Origin of the sequence: Streptomyces sp. NPDC002138 (assembly GCF_040296485.1) — a bacterium.
Taxonomy (GTDB): domain Bacteria; phylum Actinomycetota; class Actinomycetes; order Streptomycetales; family Streptomycetaceae; genus Streptomyces.
On record NZ_JBEOXE010000022.1, the window covers coordinates 16418 to 32458 of the forward strand.

A 16041-nucleotide genomic window follows, 5' to 3' on the forward strand; every position below is an offset into this window, starting at 1 on the left:
CATGTGTCCGCCGCGCCTCGATTCCCTCCGGGAGGACGAGTAATGAGCTTCAAGCACATCCCCCACACCCCCGCCCCCACTCCGGCCCGCGGCCGTGCGCGCACCCGCACGCGGCTCGCGGTCCTCGCGGCCGGCCTCGCCGCCGTCGCCGCGTTCACCGTGCCCGCCGCGGCCAGCTCCGGCTCCGACACCGGCGGGCTCAGCGCCGACCGGCTCGCCGCCGTCGGCGCCTCGGTCCAGCGCGCCGACGTCGCCGGCACCGCCTGGTACACCGATCCCGCCACCGGCACCCTCGTGCTGACCGCGGACTCCACCGTCTCGGGCGCCGACCTCGCCAGAATCAAGCGCGAGGCCGGAAAGGACGCCGGCGCCCTGCGCGTCGAGCGCACGCCGGGCAGACTCAGCAAGCTGATCTCGGGCGGCGACCCGATCTACACCAACAGCTGGCGCTGCTCGCTCGGCTTCAACGTCCGCAGCGGGAGCACCTACTACATGCTCACCGCCGGACACTGCACCGACGGCGCGGGCACCTGGTGGACGAGCACCTCGCACACCACCACGATCGGCGCGACCGTCGGATCCAGCTTCCCCGGCAACGACTACGGCCTGGTCCGCTACGACAACGCCTCGCTGGCCCACGCCGGCACCGTCGGCAGCCAGGACATCACCAGCGCGGCCAATGCCACCGTCGGCATGTCGGTGACCCGCCGCGGCTCCACCACCGGCATCCACAGCGGCACGGTGCAGGCCCTCAACGCCACCGTCAACTACGGCGGCGGCGACATCGTCTCCGGCCTGATCCGCACCAACGTCTGCGCCGAGCCCGGCGACAGCGGCGGCCCGCTCTACTCCGGCACCCGTGCGATCGGCCTGACCTCCGGCGGCAGCGGCAACTGCTCCAGCGGCGGCACGACCTTCTTCCAGCCGGTGACCGAGGCCCTCGCGGCCTACGGGGTCAGCGTCTACTGATCAAGTCCCGCACCGCGCGCCCCCGTTCGCACCCTGGACGTCCCCCCGCCTTCTGGGAGGATGTCCAGGGTGTCCGGGCATCCACGGGGGAGGCTTGTGTATGAAACGCATCGGGGTGACCGGCCACCGGTCCCTTCCGCGCGAGGTGCTCGCCCACGTCGAGGACGGGCTGCGGGCCGTGCTCGACGGCCACGACGGCCCGCTGGAGGCGCTCTCCAGCCTCGCCGAAGGGGCCGACCAGCTCTTCGCCGACATCGCCCTGCAGTGCGGGGCCGACCTCACCGTGGTGATCCCCAGCGCCGACTACGAGGCCACCTTCGCCGACGGCGCGCCCCTCGCCGGCTACCACCGGCTGCGGCGGCTGGCCACCCAGGAGATCCGGCTGGACTTCGCCCGCTCCACGGACGAGGCGTACTACGCGGCGGGCACCTTCATCGCCGACAGCTGCGACCGGCTGGTCGCCGTCTGGGACGGCCGGCCCGCCCGTGGACACGGCGGCACGGGCGAGATCGTCGCCTACGCGCGCGCATTGGGCAAGCCGGTCACCGTCCTGTGGCGCGCGGGCGTCGTACGGGACTGACTGACGCGGTCGTACGACGCCCGCCGGACGGTGCCTGGGGCCTCAACTGCTGTGGCGCGCCAGCCAGTCCGTGTGCTGCGGAGAGACGTACCGCTCCGTCTCGTAGACCGCGGAGGGCCACTGCGACTCCGTGATCGTCGTCTGCATCACCACCATCATCGCGGACAGGTCCTGCTCGATCAGCGTGTGCGCCTCGATCAGCGGATGGTGGCGGCGCACCTCGTTCCAGGCGATCCCGGCCGCCGCGGCGGCGCTCAGCAGCCCCGTCAGCTTCGTCCCGGGCCCCGACCCGAAGGCTCCCAGCAGCGCGAACAGCAGGGCCACACAGGTCAGCAGCACGATCGACCACGACCACACGGCCGTGGCCCGCCGCGACACCTCCGTCTTGCGCTGGTACCACTTGCGCTGTTCGATCAACCGGTCCCGTACGTACGTCTCGCGCCGCACCTGGTAGCCGAGCCCCCGCAGCCGGTGCATGGCCCCGGTGATCTCCCCGCCCTCCGGCACCATCCCGGCCGTGCGCGGATCCTCCCAGCCCATCTTGCGCAGCTCGTCCAGACCCGCCTCCAGCCGGGTCCCGTACACCTGCGCCGCATCCGGCACGTCACTGCCGAACGGCGCCCCGTGGACGGCGTACCGCCAGGCCAGCGACTTGATGAACTCCGCCGCGCTGCGGTTGAGCTGCCACTGCGGGCGGGCCCGGCGCCGGGTGGCGCGCACGCCCACGCCGAGCACCCCCGCGTACGCCAGCGCGCTCAGCATCCCGAACAGGTGCAGCGACCCGATCCGGGCCGAGGACGGCAGCGCGCCGGCGGCCGCGGCCGCGACGAGGAGCAGCAACTGGGCGCGGGTGGCCTGCGTGGACTCCCGCTGCCGCGAGATCGCCGCCTGGTCGGTGTGGTGGAAAAGGGCCGGCAGGTCTTCGTTTCGAAAGGTCATGCTGTCCGTCACAGCGAACCCCCCAGTCTGCTGTCCAGTGGTGCGCGGGGCGGCCGCCGGGACCTGCCCGGTCCCCGGCGGCCGCCCCGCCCGCGGGCGGTCACACCGCCAGCGGCTCCAGGTCGCGGTGGACCCGGCGCTCGTCGCGTGCGTAGCGGGTCAGGCCGTGTTCCTCGCCCAGGAGCCTGGTCAGCTCGTTCACCGCCTCCGTGCGGACCCGCGTGGCTTCCTCCTTGCGGCCCATCGAGTCGAGGCTGACCGCCATGTTGGAGGCGCTCGCCAGGGTTTCGGGGTGGTGCGCGCCGAGCGCCTCGCGCAGCCGCATCACCGCCATCCGCTCCAGCTCCAGCGCGCCCTCCGGATCGCCCAGATCGGCCAGGGTGTTCGCCAGGTTCAGGTTGGCGAAGATGGTGTGCGGGTGGTTGTCGCCGAGGACCTCGCGCATGTGCCGGATCACCTGGCGGAGCATGGTCTCGGCCGTCTCCGCGGCGCCCGAACCCCAGTGGAACACCGCGAGGTTGTTGAGCGCGGCCAGGGTGTACGGGTGCCGCTCGCCCGGCACCTTCATGTACTCGTCGACGACCTCCTGCGCCAGGTCCCGGGCCCCCGTCGCGTCGCCGATCGCGAACATGTCGGCGGCCAGGTTGAGTTCGCAGGCCAGCAGGTCCGGGTTGACCGAGGTGTACTTGGCCCGGTAGCGGTTGCGGGTGGCGGTGGTCAGCCGCCGCGCGTCCTCCAGCTCGCCCGCGCGGCGCAGCGAGACGGCGAGGGACTTGGCGGCGGCGAGGGTGCCCGGGAAGGCGCGGCCCAGCTGCCGCTTGTAGATCTCGTACGTCCGGCTCAGCAGCTGCACCGAGTCGTCGTAGCGGCCCACCTCCCGCAGGTCGCGGGCCAGGCTCTGGGCGGAGGACAGGGTGTACGGGTGGTCCGGGCCGAGCACCTCGGTGCGCCGGTCGAAGACCTCCTGGTCGATCTCGCGGGCCCGGGCGTACTGCCCGACCATGCGCAGGTTCAGCGCCAGGTTGTTGGCGGCCGCCAGGGTCCGGGGGTGCGACTCGTGGAAGATCTGGCTGAAGCCCTCGTGGGCGGCCGTCGCCAGCTCCATCGCCTCGCCGTACCGGCCGAGGGTGCCCAGGTCCATCGCCAGGCCGCTGGTGGTCATGTAGGTGTGCGGGTGCGACGGGCCGAGCGCCGTGCGCTGGCGCTCCAGCGTGACCTCGTCCAGCTCCTTGGCCTCCACGAACCGCCCTTGCGAGCGAAGGATGTTGGAGAGGTGGAAGCGCAGGTAGAGGTACTGGAGGTCGTCGTTGCCGAGAGTGTCCTTCCAGGTCTCGCGCAGCTCCTCGCCGAGCTGGAACGCCGCCTTGAAGTCACCGCGCTTCCACAGGTAGCGGACGCGGTCGATGAGCAGGCGCCGGGTCTCCGGCTCCTTGCAGAACCGGGCCTCGGACGGTGTCAGGTGCGGCCAGATGGTGTTGAACCGCGGCCAGGTCTCCGGGTTGTCTATCGGCTCGTCGTCGTCCGGCCGGGCGCCCGCCAGGATCCGGTGCACCGCGTGCCGGGCCTCGCGCTGCTCCTCCTCGGTCAACTGCGCCCGGATCACGGCCTGGACCAGGCGGTGCACCTGGATGCTGTTGCTGACCTGGTCGACCTTGGCCATCGCGAAGCGGCCGATCTCCCGGATCACCCGGCCCAGTACCAGCTTCTCCTGGAGCGAGGAGTCGTACGGCTTGAGGGCGTCGATCATCTCCTTGCTGTAGAGGAGGTTCGCCGAGATCGGCTCCGGTGCGAAGAACGCGCAGAGCTGGAGCAGCCGCACGGCGGCGGGGGAGCGGCTCTGCAGCCGTTCTATGGAGACGTTCCAGGTGGCCGCGACCGGCTCCGGGTAGCCGGGCGGCTGGTTGAGGGCCAGCACCCGGGCCGCCTGCTGGGCGAGCTGCTCCAGGTACGCGGAGACCGGCGTCGCGGTCTCCGCGATCCAGGCACCGGCCTGCTCGACCGCGAGCGGCAGGTCACCGACCGCGATCGCGACCTGCTCGGCGTCGTCCTTGGTGAGCCCGGGGGCCCGCCGCTGGAGGTGCTCGATGGACTCCTCGCGCAGGAAGACGTCCACCGGCAGCGCGTCCCCGTACTGCGACCAGCTCTGGTTGCGGGAGGTGACCAGCACGTGCCCGGGGCCGCTCGGCGGGAAGAACCGCTTGAGCGTCTCGGGATCGTCCGCGTTGTCGAAGACGAGCAGCCAGCGCGAGGTGGGCACCCCGCGCCGCAGCAGGTCGATCGCCTCCTGCGAGGCAGCCGACATGTCCTCGCCGGTCTGCGCGCCCAGCCGGACGGCCAGCTCCGCGAGGGCCGCGACCACGTCGTCGGTCTGCTCGGAGGAGATCCACCAGACCAGGTCGTAGTCCGCCATGAACCGGTGGACGTATTCCAGCGCGACCTGGGTCTTGCCGACCCCGCCGAGCCCGTACAGCGTCTGCGGCTGCGGCAGCACCACGGCCATGCCCCCGCCGAGCTGGTCGCGCATCCGCTCCAGCACGATCGAGCGCCCGGTGAAGCCGGGGTTGCGGGGCGGCGCGTTCCAGATCTTCGGAACGGTCCCGGGGAAGCGCGGCCCGGGCGCCGTGGCGCTGCCGGTCCCGTCGTTGAGGGCCATCGGCCGCTCCACCGCGCGCAGCAGGGCGGTGGTGGCGTGCATCTCGTCGAGGCGGAAGAGGTCCACCGGATTGCGGTCGATGTACGGGGTGCTCAGGCGTACGTCGCCCACGCGCAGCGGCACCAGCTGGCGCCGCCCGCCGGTCGGGTCCTCGGCGGCCGCCCGCTCCCAGACGTCCACGGCCCGGGCCGACTTGAGGTAGGCGCTGGAGAGCAGCACCACGGTCCGGGCGGCGGTGTCGATGCTCAGGCCCGCGCCGCCGAGGGTGTCCCCGGGCGTGGCGGTGGGCGGGCGTTCGGCGGAGACGTCCTTGGGCACGACCCGGAAGCCGGCCCGGGTGAGCACCGACTCGATCCAGTCCGCCCACATCCGGTTCTCGGCGACGTAGGACAGGAAGAGGTCGGCGGGCAGCGCGGGGCGGCGCCGGGTGAAGGCGTCGCGGATCCGCAGCCGGACCTCCTCGCCGATGGCGGGCATGGAGGTGACCTCGCCCTCGGTGACCACGGCGGTGAGCCGTTCGAAGGCGGAGAGCAGGGAATTGGTGAGCCCGGCCTCGTCGCCGAAGGTGGCCAGGGTCTCCTCGTAGGCGTAGTAGGGCCGGTAGGGGATCTCCACCGCACCCCAGTAGGCGGTGAGTTCGTCGCCGCCGAGCCCGCTGGGGAAGCGGTCGAACTTGATCCTGGCCAGCGCGCGGCCCGCGTCGGCCTTCTCCTTCTCGCCCTCGTCGATGCGCATCGGCACCGGATAGATCTTGATGCCGCGGTCGTTGAACCGCTCGTCGATCTGCCGGGCGACGGAGGCCGCGCCGTCGATGGACTGGTCGGAGAGGGTGAAGCAGTCGACCAGGACGTCCGGCAGGTGGACCGTGCAGATGTCGGCGATGTCGCTCAGCCCGGTCCGGCTGTCGATCAGGACGTAGTCGTAGTTCCGCTTCATGTCGTCGCGTAACGCGTCGAAGAAGTGGCCGCCGCCGAGGCGGTCGTAGAAGTTGTCCCAGTCGAAGGTGGAGACGGTGGCGGAGTACTCGCGGTTCTGCCGGCCCGCGGAGACGAAGTCGAGGGTGCCGCCGTCCGGGAACTCCCAGCCGAGGGTCTCGGGGGTGAGGGAGACGGCGTGCGGCTGGATCCGCGCGTAGTCCTTGTGCCAGTCGTCCGAGCGCTGCGCCGGGCTGGTCGCGGCCCACGCGTACTCGCTGATCAGGTCGATGATCCCGGTGGTGGCCCCGAGGGTGGAGGGGTCCAGGAACGGGTGGAAGAAGCGGTGCAGGCCCGGGGCCTCCAGGTCCCAGTCCACCGCGAGGACCCGCTTGCCGTTGGCGGCGAGGATCCAGGCGGTGTTGGCCAGCGCCATGGTGCGGCCGGTGCCGCCCTTGTACGAGTAGAAGGTGACGATCCGTCCGTCACGACTGGCTGTCATCCGCGTCCCCCGCTTGGTTGGTCGGTCCGTCGACGTCCAACTGCCGCCCGGTGGGCCGGGCGTGGTGTCCTTCGGTGTCGGGCGGGAACGGCGCGGGCGGCAGCGCCGGTGGCTCGTTCATCCCCATCGGCCCGAGCAGTCGCCGCCGTTCGGTGTGCGTGCCGCCCGCGGGCGGATAGACCTGTGCGTGTCTGAGGAACTGCTGCGCGGCCGCCTCGACCACCTGCGGCAGGATCTGGCCGAGGGTCTCCATGTTGGCCACCCCGTTCGCCGCGGCCCGGCAGGCGATCCGGCCCTGGCTCATCTTCACCGGCATGGTCTCCTCGAGCTGATCGGTCAACTCGGTTTCCCTGGCCCGGCTCTGATGGTCGTAGCGGTTCCACGGCACGACCACGCTCACCCAGGGCCGCGGGTCCTGGTCGAAGGCGGCCAGGCGCTGGCGGCGCAGGTCGTCGGCGACGGCCCAGCGGTCGACGATCAGGATCTCGGGGCGGGTCGGCGGCTGCTTGGTGTCGAAGTGACCCGCCTCGTCGTCGAAGGAGCCGAGCGTGGTCTGGTAGTTGAGGGAGCGCACCAGGTCCTCGGCGACGTGGGCCACGGGCCGCTGGGCGGCCGGATGGTACGGGTTCCAGTCCAGCGCGGTGTCGCCGTAGTACTCGGGGCTGCGGCCCTCCGGGAGGTCGTGCCGGGTGGCGGCGGCCACGGTGATGTGCAGGCTGCGGGGCGAGTTTCCGGGGCCGCCCGCGGCCCCCGGACTGCCGAACGCGCTGGGCACCACCCGGTAGTCCATGGGCCGGCTGATGTCCAGGCGCACCGATTCGGCGACCCGCACGATGCGTTTGGCCAGCTCGTAGACGGCCCGTTCGTACTGTTCGGCGTACCCGCGCAGTTTGATCAGGCCGTACAGCCCGTCCGTGACGTAGCGCTCGCCGAAGGTGTTGTGGTTGAACTGGAGCCGCTCGGCGGGGCCGGGCAGTTGCGCGGGCGGTACGGGTACCCATAACGCGGGCACGATGGCCTCGGCGGGCTCGCCGCTGACGGCGGTTCGCTGGATGGTGCGGTGTGCGAAGGCGAACCATTCCTTTCCGCACATCTCGCTGGCGAAGTACCGCGGCGAGAAGAGCGGGACGAAGACCCGGCAGCTGGCCAGCGCCGTGCCGAGCCGCTCCGACCAGCCCTCGCCGCTGCGTATCTCCCGGTCCATGAAGCCGGCGTCGGATCCGGCGGGCAGGTCCGTGAGGGCCATGACGTGGCCGGAGAGGTCACGGAAAAGCCGCTCCACCCACATGTCCGGGTCGGGCCCCCCGGCCCCGAACCTCGGCGTATGCGCATAACTGAGAAAAAAGTACGGCTGCACTGATGCGGGCACACGACCCCCGTCCCGAAGATGTGAAGCGAAGAAACATCATTCCGGAGCTGCTTCGCCACATCGCCTCATGGTTCAGTCAATCAGCGTCTGTTTTCGGTCATCCAGTGAACGGCGTGGCCGACGGCCTCGGGAATCCCGAAGAGCATGGCCCCGGCTCCTCCGATCCGGCCTTCACGCAGCTCGGACGGGGGGAAAGCGCGGCCGATCTCCGGGAAATCACTGTCGTCGAGCGCGACGTCCTCGTATGCCGTCCACTCCTCCCCCTGCCGTCGCCCCGGAAGGTTCACCTTCACCACACACGCGTACATGCGCAAGGGGGGCTTCGGAATTCGATACTCCGCGAGATGGAAAGCGGTACAGACGGAAAATCCCACATTGATCATGAGTACCTGGCCCCTCTCCCGGCACAGCGCTCCCAGCGGGGACTCCTCCCCTAAATGGCAGGTCAGGGGGTGACCGGCGGACAGCCGCCCGGCGTCCCCGCCCAGCGCCGCGAAAGAGGTCTGCGGATGGCCGCTGCGCCGGGCCCCCGGCGCGGTGCGCACCGTCTCCGCGAAGACGCCCATGCCCTCGCTCGGGGTGCTCGCCGCGTCGAAGGCCGGCATCCGCTCCCGGAAGGCGGTCACCTGCGCCTCGCTCATGCCCGCCGTCCGGGTCAGGTGCGCGCTGGAGGTGCGGGAGTTGGCGGGGGTGAAGGCGGGCACCACCAGGGTCCCCCGGGGGCCGAGCACCTCCGTCAGGGCGTCCCGCAGCCGCTCGGCGCGCAGGCCGGTGCCGGCCAGGGAGGCGTGCACCAGGAGCCGGGCCCCGGGGCGCACCCCGAGCCGGCGCAGCCCGGCGGCGAGCGCGGACGTACGCGAGGGGTCGGTCGGGGCCGCGGTCGCGCGGCCGCTCACGCGTCGACCGCCTTGACTTCCCAGCGCAGTTCCTCGACCAGGCGCTTGCCGGTGCTGGTCAGCTCGGCCGCCCCGGCCAGCCGGTCCAGGGCCCGGTGGATCCGGTCCGTGCCCGCCGGACGGCCCGGCTCCGTGGCCCGCCGGTACGCCTCCACCGCGACCCGCTCGTGGACGTCCGCCAGCAGCCGGGACACCGGGACCGGCCGCTCCCGCCAGGGCGAGGGGTGCTCCCAGGCCCCGTCCAGCGCGTACAGGTCGGCCACCTCGGTCAGCGCCCGCAGCCGGGCCCTGCGCCGCCCGGTGAGCAGCGCCAGGGCGGTCTCCCCGACCCCGGCCGCGTACGGCAGGCCCAGCGCCCCGGGGCCGTGGCGGCCCGCCTCGCCCCAGCCGACCGCCCGCGGGCCGCCCGCCAGCGGGGTCAGGGTGGTCAGCCCCGCGGCCGCCGCCCGCGCGAACTCCGGCACCGCCCGGTGCAGCAGCGCCCAGGCCGCGCCGAGCCGCTCCCGCCACTCCTCGGTCTCCCCGGCGCCCAGCCGCAGCCGCGGCGGGCGGGCGAAGCAGGTGCGGTACGGGTCGAGGTCGTCCAGCGCCACCGTCGGGTCCCCGGGCCCCGGGGACCAGGTCCGTACGGGCTGCCAGCGCGCGTCCCCCGCGGTCGGGCCGAAGCGGTGCCCGGAGCGGCCGTCGTGGGCCGCGTAGCCGTCCTCCGTCGCCCGCAGCGAGGCCCGGCCGTCCGTGCCCGGCTCCCCGAGCCGCAGCAGCCCCAGCGTCGGCAGGTACACCTCGCCGTCCCGGTAGGCCACCTCGGCGGGCAGCTCCAGGCCGCCCCGCAGCACGGCGGCGGCGCCCAGCGCGGCCAGCCGCAGCGCGGCCTCCGGCCCGTCGGGACGCCCCTCCTGGGCCGCGTCCAGGGCCGCCAGCACCCAGGTCCGGGTGTAGGGGTGCGCCAGTACGGCGTCCAGCGCGTCCGCGCCCGCCCCGCCCGCGCCCTCCACCGCCCCCAGCAGCTCCCAGGCCCGCGCCCAGGCGGCCCCGCCGCCCGCGCGCGGGGCGAACTCGGTCAGCTCCGCGTGCAGCCGGGCGAGCAGCACCCGGGTCAACTGGTGCTGGGAGGCCGCCAGTTCGGCCGGGTCGGCCAGCTCGGCGGCGGTCGCCTCGGCGGCGGTGCGGCCCTCGACCCCGTCGACCAGTTCCCGCAGGTCGGCGCAGTAGACCGAGGGGTTCGCGAAGCCGTTCGCGGCGCGGTACCGGTGGGTGTAGAGCCCGCCCCCGCACGAACGTACGACGGGGCAGCGGCGGCATTCCTCGCTGACACCCGCCAGCCCGAGCTGCCGGGCGCGGACCCCCGGATGGGCCGCGACCTCGTCGAGCGTGTGGGAGAAGACGTCGAAACCGGTGGCGGCGGCGCCCTCGTAGGCGCTCTTGAGGGAGTCGACCTGCTCCAGCGTCCCGTCCGTCTCCACGACCACCAGATCGGTCGGGGCCAGGCCCAGGGCCTCGGTCAGACTGGGGCCGCCGCGCTGGGTGCTGGCCAGCGATTCGAAGATGCGTACGGGGACGGGCCGGCCCAGCCGGTCCCAGTGGTCGAAGACGCGCAGCAGCCAGCGGGCGTAGGCGTCGGGCGCGCCGTCGGGGCGCGGCGGGGGCGCCTCCCAGGTGGCGTGCGGGAGCAGGAAGTCCACGCGCGGGGGTTCGAGGGCGACCAGCGCGTCGACCACGGAGACCGGGTCGTTGGCCACGTCCACCGTGCAGAGCAGGCCCTGGTACAGATGGCGGTAGGGCTCCGAGCGGAGCAGCGCCACGGCGGCGAGGACGAGCGGGTGGCTGGAGCGGCCGTCGGCGAAGCGGCGGTGGCGGTCGTTGGCGACGCGGTCGCCGTCGAGGGAGATGCCGACCCGGACGCCGAATTCGGCGAAGAGGTCGAGGTAGCGGCGGCCGAGCTGGAGGCCATTGGTGTGAATGCGCAGGTCCAGCGCGGCGGTTCCGGCGAGGGCCCGGGTGAATTCCTCGCACACCAGCCGCAGGCGGTCCGGCCCCGCCAGCAAGGGTTCCCCTCCGTGAAGAATCACCGTGACGGAGGGGAGTGCATGATCACGGGCATGTTCGGCGAGCCGCGACGCGGTATGCGAAATGACCTCGGGGGAGATCACTTTCGGCCGGGCTCGCCAGCTCTGATCTGCGTGTTCATAGACATAGCAATGATCACAAGCAAGATCGCATCTGCTGTGAACCTTGAGGACGATCTCGCGAAAAGCGATCAGGCCGGTCATTCCACCAGTCTAGAGCGCCTACTTCCGGGTCAGAGCGCAGAGTTGAAGATCGGTGCCTGAGCCGTGCGACCGGATTCCGCTCGCAGCACTCGTCCGAGCGTGGCGGCGGACGACGCGCTGCGGGCGTCGATCTGGGCGAGCGGGACCCGGCGGGCCTTGACCGGGCTGGTCGGGGGGGTTGCGGAAGTGTTCACGACACCGTCCTTGAGGGGGCCATGTGAAATGGGCGGGGGATTGACAAGAGCATCACGCTCGTGTCATGCGTGGACTTTACTCGTCCACGTCCTATTGGCAACCGAGACATGACGCCAGGTCAAGCGTTCTATAGAAAGAGTGACGCAATTCCTTTTCCCGCCCCGCGCAGGCCCCCTCCCGTTCGCCGTCAGGCCGGCCGCTGGTGCTGCTCCGGCGGGCCGGGGAGATCGCGCAGCAGCCAGGTGAGGATCTCCGGCAGGGCGCGCAGGGCCGCGAAGTGGGCGGCCCCCGGGTCGATGGTCGCGGTGGCGCCGGGGATCCGCTCGGCCAGCCAGCGCGAGTGGCCGACCGGGGAGAAGACGTCCTGTTCCCCGTGCCAGATCATCACGGGGCAGCGGATGTCGGCGGGTTCGAACCCCCAGGGACTGCACAGGGCGAGGGCGTCGTCGATCCAGCCGTCGGCCGAATTGCGCAGCCCCTCGCGGAAGTTGCGCAGCAGCATCGAGCGCAGCCCCGCGTCCGCGACGATCATCCGGTCGTTGTCGGTGAGTTCGATGCGCAGCTCGTCCAGCAGCCGCCCCGGGTCCTTGCCGATGGCCGCGGCCCGCGGGGTCAGCCGGGCGGCCAGCTCCTCGGGGTCCACCGACGCGGTGGTGTATTCGCGGACGTTCGAGGCGGTCATGCCGTCGAACCAGTCGAGGCCGTCCGCGTCCCAGGGGGCGAGGCCGACCAGGGCGGCCGTCCGGGTGACCCGCTCGGGCAGCAGCGCCGCGCAGGCCAGCGCGTGCGGGGCGCCGCCGGAGCGGCCGGCGACGGCGAACTTCTCCAGGCCCAGGGCGTCGGCGATGGTGGCCACGTCCTGGACGGCGTCGGCGACCGAGCGGCCGCGCAGCCGGTCGGAGTCCCCGTAGCCGGGGCGGTCGTAGGCGATGACCTGCATCCGGCGCTGGTAGAGGACCATGCCCCGGGGGGCCGGGCCCAGTCTGCTGCCCGGGGTTCCGTGCAGCAGGAAGACGGGTCTGCCGCGGGGGTCGCCGAAGCGCTCCACCATCAGATGCCGTCCGTCCGCGGTGCGCACCCGATTGTGCACGCGTCCCTCCTTCACGGTCGACGGCGAAGCCGTCCCGGTGATTGTGCTCGCTGGGGGAGGAGCGCGGTAGGGCGCACTCTCTCCGAAATTCTTGTGAAAGTTTTCACAAGCGCGCGAGGGTCTTTGGTCCTCTGGCATATCCGCAGGTCAGATGCCAGGCGTAGGGGGCGTGAACGGAGGTGAACGGACCTTCGGCCCCCCGCCAGAGGGCTTTTTCGGCGCGGTGGCTTCCGCTTTTGGGTGTCGAATTGAGGCATCAGGAAAGCGGGTCGCAATGAAGGAGTTCCTGCCATGCAGGCCAACGAGATGGTGGACGCGCTCGTCCAGGGAGCGCTCACGGCGCTCGACCAGTTCGAGGGTTTCGATCAGGAACAGGTCGACCACGTGGTCAAGAGGGCCTCCCTGGCGGCCCTCGGCAGCCATGGAGAGCTGGCCCGGATGGCGGTCGAGGAGACCGGCCGCGGTGTCTTCGAGGACAAGGCCGTCAAGAACCTCTTCGCCTGCGAGCACGTCGTCCACTCGATGCGCGGACTGAAGACCGCCGGTGTCATCCGCCGCGACGAGCTGAACGGCATCACCGAGATCGCCGAACCCGTCGGTGTCGTCTGCGCGATGACCCCGGTCACCAACCCGACCTCGACCACGGTCTTCAAGGCGCTGATCGCGCTCAAGACCCGCAACCCGATCATCTTCGCCTTCCACCCCTCCGCGCAGCACTGCTCCGCCGAGGCCGCCCGCATCGTGCGGGACGCCGCCGTCGCGGCGGGCGCCCCGGAGGACTGCGTCCAGTGGGTCACCGAACCCTCCATGGAGGCCACCGGCGCCCTCATGAACCACCCGGGCGTCTCCACCATCCTCGCCACCGGCGGGAACGCGATGGTCAAGGCCGCCTACTCCTGCGGCAAGCCCGCCCTGGGCGTCGGCGCGGGCAACGTCCCGGCGTACGTCCACAAGAGCGCCGAACTGGCCCGCGCGGTCCACGACATCGTGCTCTCCAAGGCCTTCGACAACGGCATGATCTGCGCCTCCGAGCAGGCCGTGATCCTCGACCGGGAGATCTACGAGGAGGGACTGGCCGAGTTCCGGCGCCTCGGCGCCCACGTGGTCACGGCCGCCGAGAAGACGAAGCTGGAGCAGTTCGTCTTCGGTACGACCGCCTACGCCGCCGACGTCTCCGGCGCCAGGCTGAACCCCGCGGTCGTCGGCAAGTCCCCCCGGTGGATCGCCGAACAGGCCGGGTTCGAGGTCCCCGAGGAGACCTCCCTCCTGCTCGCCGAGTGCGCCGAGGTGGGCGAGGGCGAGCCGCTGACCCGAGAGAAGCTCTCCCCGGTGCTGGCCGCCCTGGAGGCCTGCGACACCGAGCACGGTCTCGAACTCGCCGCCGCGATGGTCGAGTTCCACGGGCTGGGCCACAGCGCCGCCATCCACGCCGAGGACGAGGCCCTCGTCGAGGAGTTCGGCAGGAAGGTCAAGGCGGTCCGCGTCATCGCCAACTCCCCCTCGACCTTCGGCGGGATAGGTGACGTCTACAACGCCTTCCTGCCCTCCCTGACCCTCGGCTGCGGCTCCTACGGCCACAACTCGGTGTCGGACAACGTCACCGCGGTCAACCTGATCAACGTCAAGCGGATCGGACGGCGCAACACCAACATGCAGTGGTTCAAGGTCCCGCCGAAGATCTACTTCGAGCGCAACTCCCTGCGCTACCTGGGTGAGATGGACGGCATCGGCCGCGTCTCGATCGTCACCGACAAGACGATGGTCGCCCTGGGCTTCGTGCAGAAGGTCACCGACATCCTCCAGGCCCGCGAAAGGTCCGTCGCCATCCAGGTCATCGACAGCGTCGAGCCCAACCCGGAGCTGTCGACCGTCCGGGCGGGCGCCGCGCTGATGCGCGACTTCCGGCCCGACACGATCATCGGCCTCGGCGGCGGTTCGCCGATGGACGCCGCGAAGATCATGTGGCTGATGTACGAGCACCCCGAGGTCGAATTCGCCGACACGAAGGAGAAGTTCTTCGACGTCCGCAAGCGCGCCTACACGTTCCCCCCGCTCGGCGAGAAGGCCAGGATGGTCGCCATCCCGACCACCTCCGGCACCGGCTCCGAGGTCACCCCCTTCGCCGTCATCTCCGACCCGGCCGCGGCCCAGAAGTACCCGCTCGCCGACTACGCGCTGACCCCGGACGTCGCCATCGTCGACCCGGTGCTGTCGATGGGCCTGCCGCCCACGGTGACCGCCGACTCCGGCTTCGACGCCCTGACGCACGCCACCGAGGCCTACGTCTCCGCCTACGCCAACGACTACACCGACGGCCTGTGCCTCCAGGCCATCCGGCTCATCTTCCAGAACCTCGAACGCTGCGTGGCCGACGGTCCCCACGACCCCGAGGCCCGCGAGAAGATGCACAACGCCTCCACGGTGGCGGGCATGGCCTTCGCCAACGCCTTCCTCGGCATGGTCCACGCCATGGCGCACACCCTGGGCAACACCTTCCACGTCGCCCACGGCCGCACCAACGCCCTGCTCCTGCCGCACGTGATCCGGCACAACGGCACGGTCACCCACAAGGCCACCCCGTGGCCGAAGGCCGAGGTCTACCGCGCCCCGGAGCGCTTCCAGGAGATCGCGCGGATGCTGGGCCTGCCGGCCGCCACCCCGGCCGAGGGCGTCGAGTCCTACGCCCGGGCCGTCGAGGAACTGCGCGCCAAGTGCGGCATCCCGGCCTCCTTCGCCGAGGAGGGCGTCGACGAGCAGGCCTTCCTGGCGGCCCTGCCGACCCAGGCCATGAACGCCTACGCCGACCAGTGCGCCCCCGCCAACCCGCGGATGCCGATGATCGACGACATGAAGCGGCTGATGCGCCAGGCGTACTACGGCACCCCCGAGCGCGCCCCGGCCCCGGCCGGGCGGGAGTAGTCCCGCCTCGGGAAGAGCCCGCCCGGCGCCACGGCCCGGGCGGGCTCTTCCGCGCGTACGGCCTTCCGCGGACCCCGGGGCGTACGGTCCTCAGCCCGGCGGGACCAGCAGGGCCGCGGCCGAGCGGGCCCGCTCCAGGGCCTCGGCCCGGTCCGCGCCGCGCTGGCCCAGCACCACCCGGGTGCTCAGCCCGTCCAGCAGGGCCAGCAGCTCCGAGGCCCGCCCGGGTACGTCCAGGGAGGCGGCGAAGCGGCCCTGCTCCACGCCCTTGGCGAGCAGCCGCTCCAGGTCGCGCTGCCAGCCGTCGTCGATCTCCTGCTGCGCCGCCCGCAGCGGCTCGCTGGCGGCCGTACGCGCCCACAGCTCGATCCACAGCGTCCAGCGCGGGTCGCGCGGACCGCTCGGCAGGTACAGCTCCACGAACAGCGCGAGCTTGCGGTGCGCGGTCACCCGGCGGCCCAGCAGTCCGGTGCGCTCGGCGGCCAGCCGCTCCTCGCTCCAGCGCACCGCCTCGAGCAGCAGCCGGTCCTTGCTGCCGAAGTAGTACAGGATGTGGCCGCCGCTGGTGCCCAGGCGCTCGGCCAGCGCGGACATCGTCAGCGTGGCCAGCCCGCCCTCGGCGATCGCCGCCATGGCCTCTTCCAGCATCCGCTCCTGGGTGATCCGCCCGTCACGCCGCCGCGTCGCTCCCGCCACCCCGTGCCGCCCTCCTGGTCATCGCTGGTCCCGAGCCTATCCCGGCCGC

Annotated in this window: 11 protein-coding genes; 3 read left to right on the forward strand and 8 right to left on the reverse strand. The window is 72.0% G+C overall.

Features of this window, described 5'->3' with window-relative positions:
* Window positions 1-42: 42 nt before the first annotated feature.
* Window positions 43-969 (forward strand): S1 family peptidase, encoded by a 927-nt coding sequence (locus ABT084_RS16550; protein WP_351043727.1) that lies wholly within the window; start codon window positions 43-45, stop codon window positions 967-969.
* Between the two features lie 100 nt (window positions 970-1069).
* Window positions 1070-1549, forward strand: coding sequence for a hypothetical protein (locus tag ABT084_RS16555; RefSeq protein WP_351043729.1), 480 nt, complete (start codon window positions 1070-1072; stop codon window positions 1547-1549).
* 42 nt (window positions 1550-1591) lie between these two features.
* On the opposite strand, the gene ABT084_RS16560 is transcribed toward ABT084_RS16555, so the two are convergent.
* The 7 genes from ABT084_RS16560 to ABT084_RS16590 all read right to left on the reverse strand — a co-directional run bounded on the left by ABT084_RS16560 (window position 1592) and on the right by ABT084_RS16590 (window position 12377).
* Window positions 1592-2488 (reverse strand): DUF4231 domain-containing protein, encoded by an 897-nt coding sequence (locus tag ABT084_RS16560; RefSeq protein ID WP_351043732.1) that lies wholly within the window; start codon window positions 2486-2488, stop codon window positions 1592-1594.
* A 100-nt stretch (window positions 2489-2588) separates the two neighbouring features.
* Window positions 2589-6557, reverse strand: coding sequence for an FxSxx-COOH system tetratricopeptide repeat protein (gene fxsT / locus ABT084_RS16565; RefSeq protein ID WP_351043735.1), 3969 nt, complete (start codon window positions 6555-6557; stop codon window positions 2589-2591).
* Window positions 6541-7926 (reverse strand): TIR-like protein FxsC, encoded by a 1386-nt coding sequence (locus ABT084_RS16570; RefSeq protein WP_351043737.1) that lies wholly within the window; start codon window positions 7924-7926, stop codon window positions 6541-6543. The genes fxsT and ABT084_RS16570 overlap by 17 nt, the downstream gene beginning before the upstream one ends.
* 80 nt (window positions 7927-8006) lie before the next feature.
* Window positions 8007-8822, reverse strand: coding sequence for an AAC(3) family N-acetyltransferase (locus tag ABT084_RS16575; protein WP_351043740.1), 816 nt, complete (start codon window positions 8820-8822; stop codon window positions 8007-8009).
* Entirely contained in the window at window positions 8819-11092 is a 2274-nt protein-coding gene (gene fxsBH / locus ABT084_RS16580) for a radical SAM/SPASM protein FxsBH, inactivated beta-hydroxylase extension form (protein ID WP_351043743.1), read from the reverse strand. Before fxsBH ends, ABT084_RS16575 begins: the two co-directional genes overlap by 4 nt.
* Before the next feature lie 29 nt (window positions 11093-11121).
* The gene (locus tag ABT084_RS16585) at window positions 11122-11286 is read right to left on the reverse strand and encodes an FxSxx-COOH-like cyclophane-containing RiPP peptide (protein WP_351043746.1); all 165 of its coding nucleotides are present in this window, start codon (window positions 11284-11286) and stop codon (window positions 11122-11124) included.
* A gap of 188 nt (window positions 11287-11474) precedes the next feature.
* Complete coding sequence (locus tag ABT084_RS16590; protein WP_351043749.1) at window positions 11475-12377, reverse strand: alpha/beta fold hydrolase; 903 nt, start codon at window positions 12375-12377, stop codon at window positions 11475-11477.
* Window positions 12378-12668: 291 nt separating this feature from the next.
* Here ABT084_RS16590 and adhE point away from each other — a divergent pair, with 291 nt between their 5' ends.
* Window positions 12669-15296, forward strand: coding sequence for a bifunctional acetaldehyde-CoA/alcohol dehydrogenase (gene adhE / locus ABT084_RS16595; RefSeq protein WP_351043752.1), 2628 nt, complete (start codon window positions 12669-12671; stop codon window positions 15294-15296).
* A gap of 90 nt (window positions 15297-15386) precedes the next feature.
* Here the strand turns inward: adhE and ABT084_RS16600 are convergent, their stop codons facing one another.
* The gene (locus ABT084_RS16600) at window positions 15387-15992 is read right to left on the reverse strand and encodes a TetR/AcrR family transcriptional regulator (protein ID WP_351043754.1); all 606 of its coding nucleotides are present in this window, start codon (window positions 15990-15992) and stop codon (window positions 15387-15389) included.
* Window positions 15993-16041 lie beyond the last annotated feature (49 nt).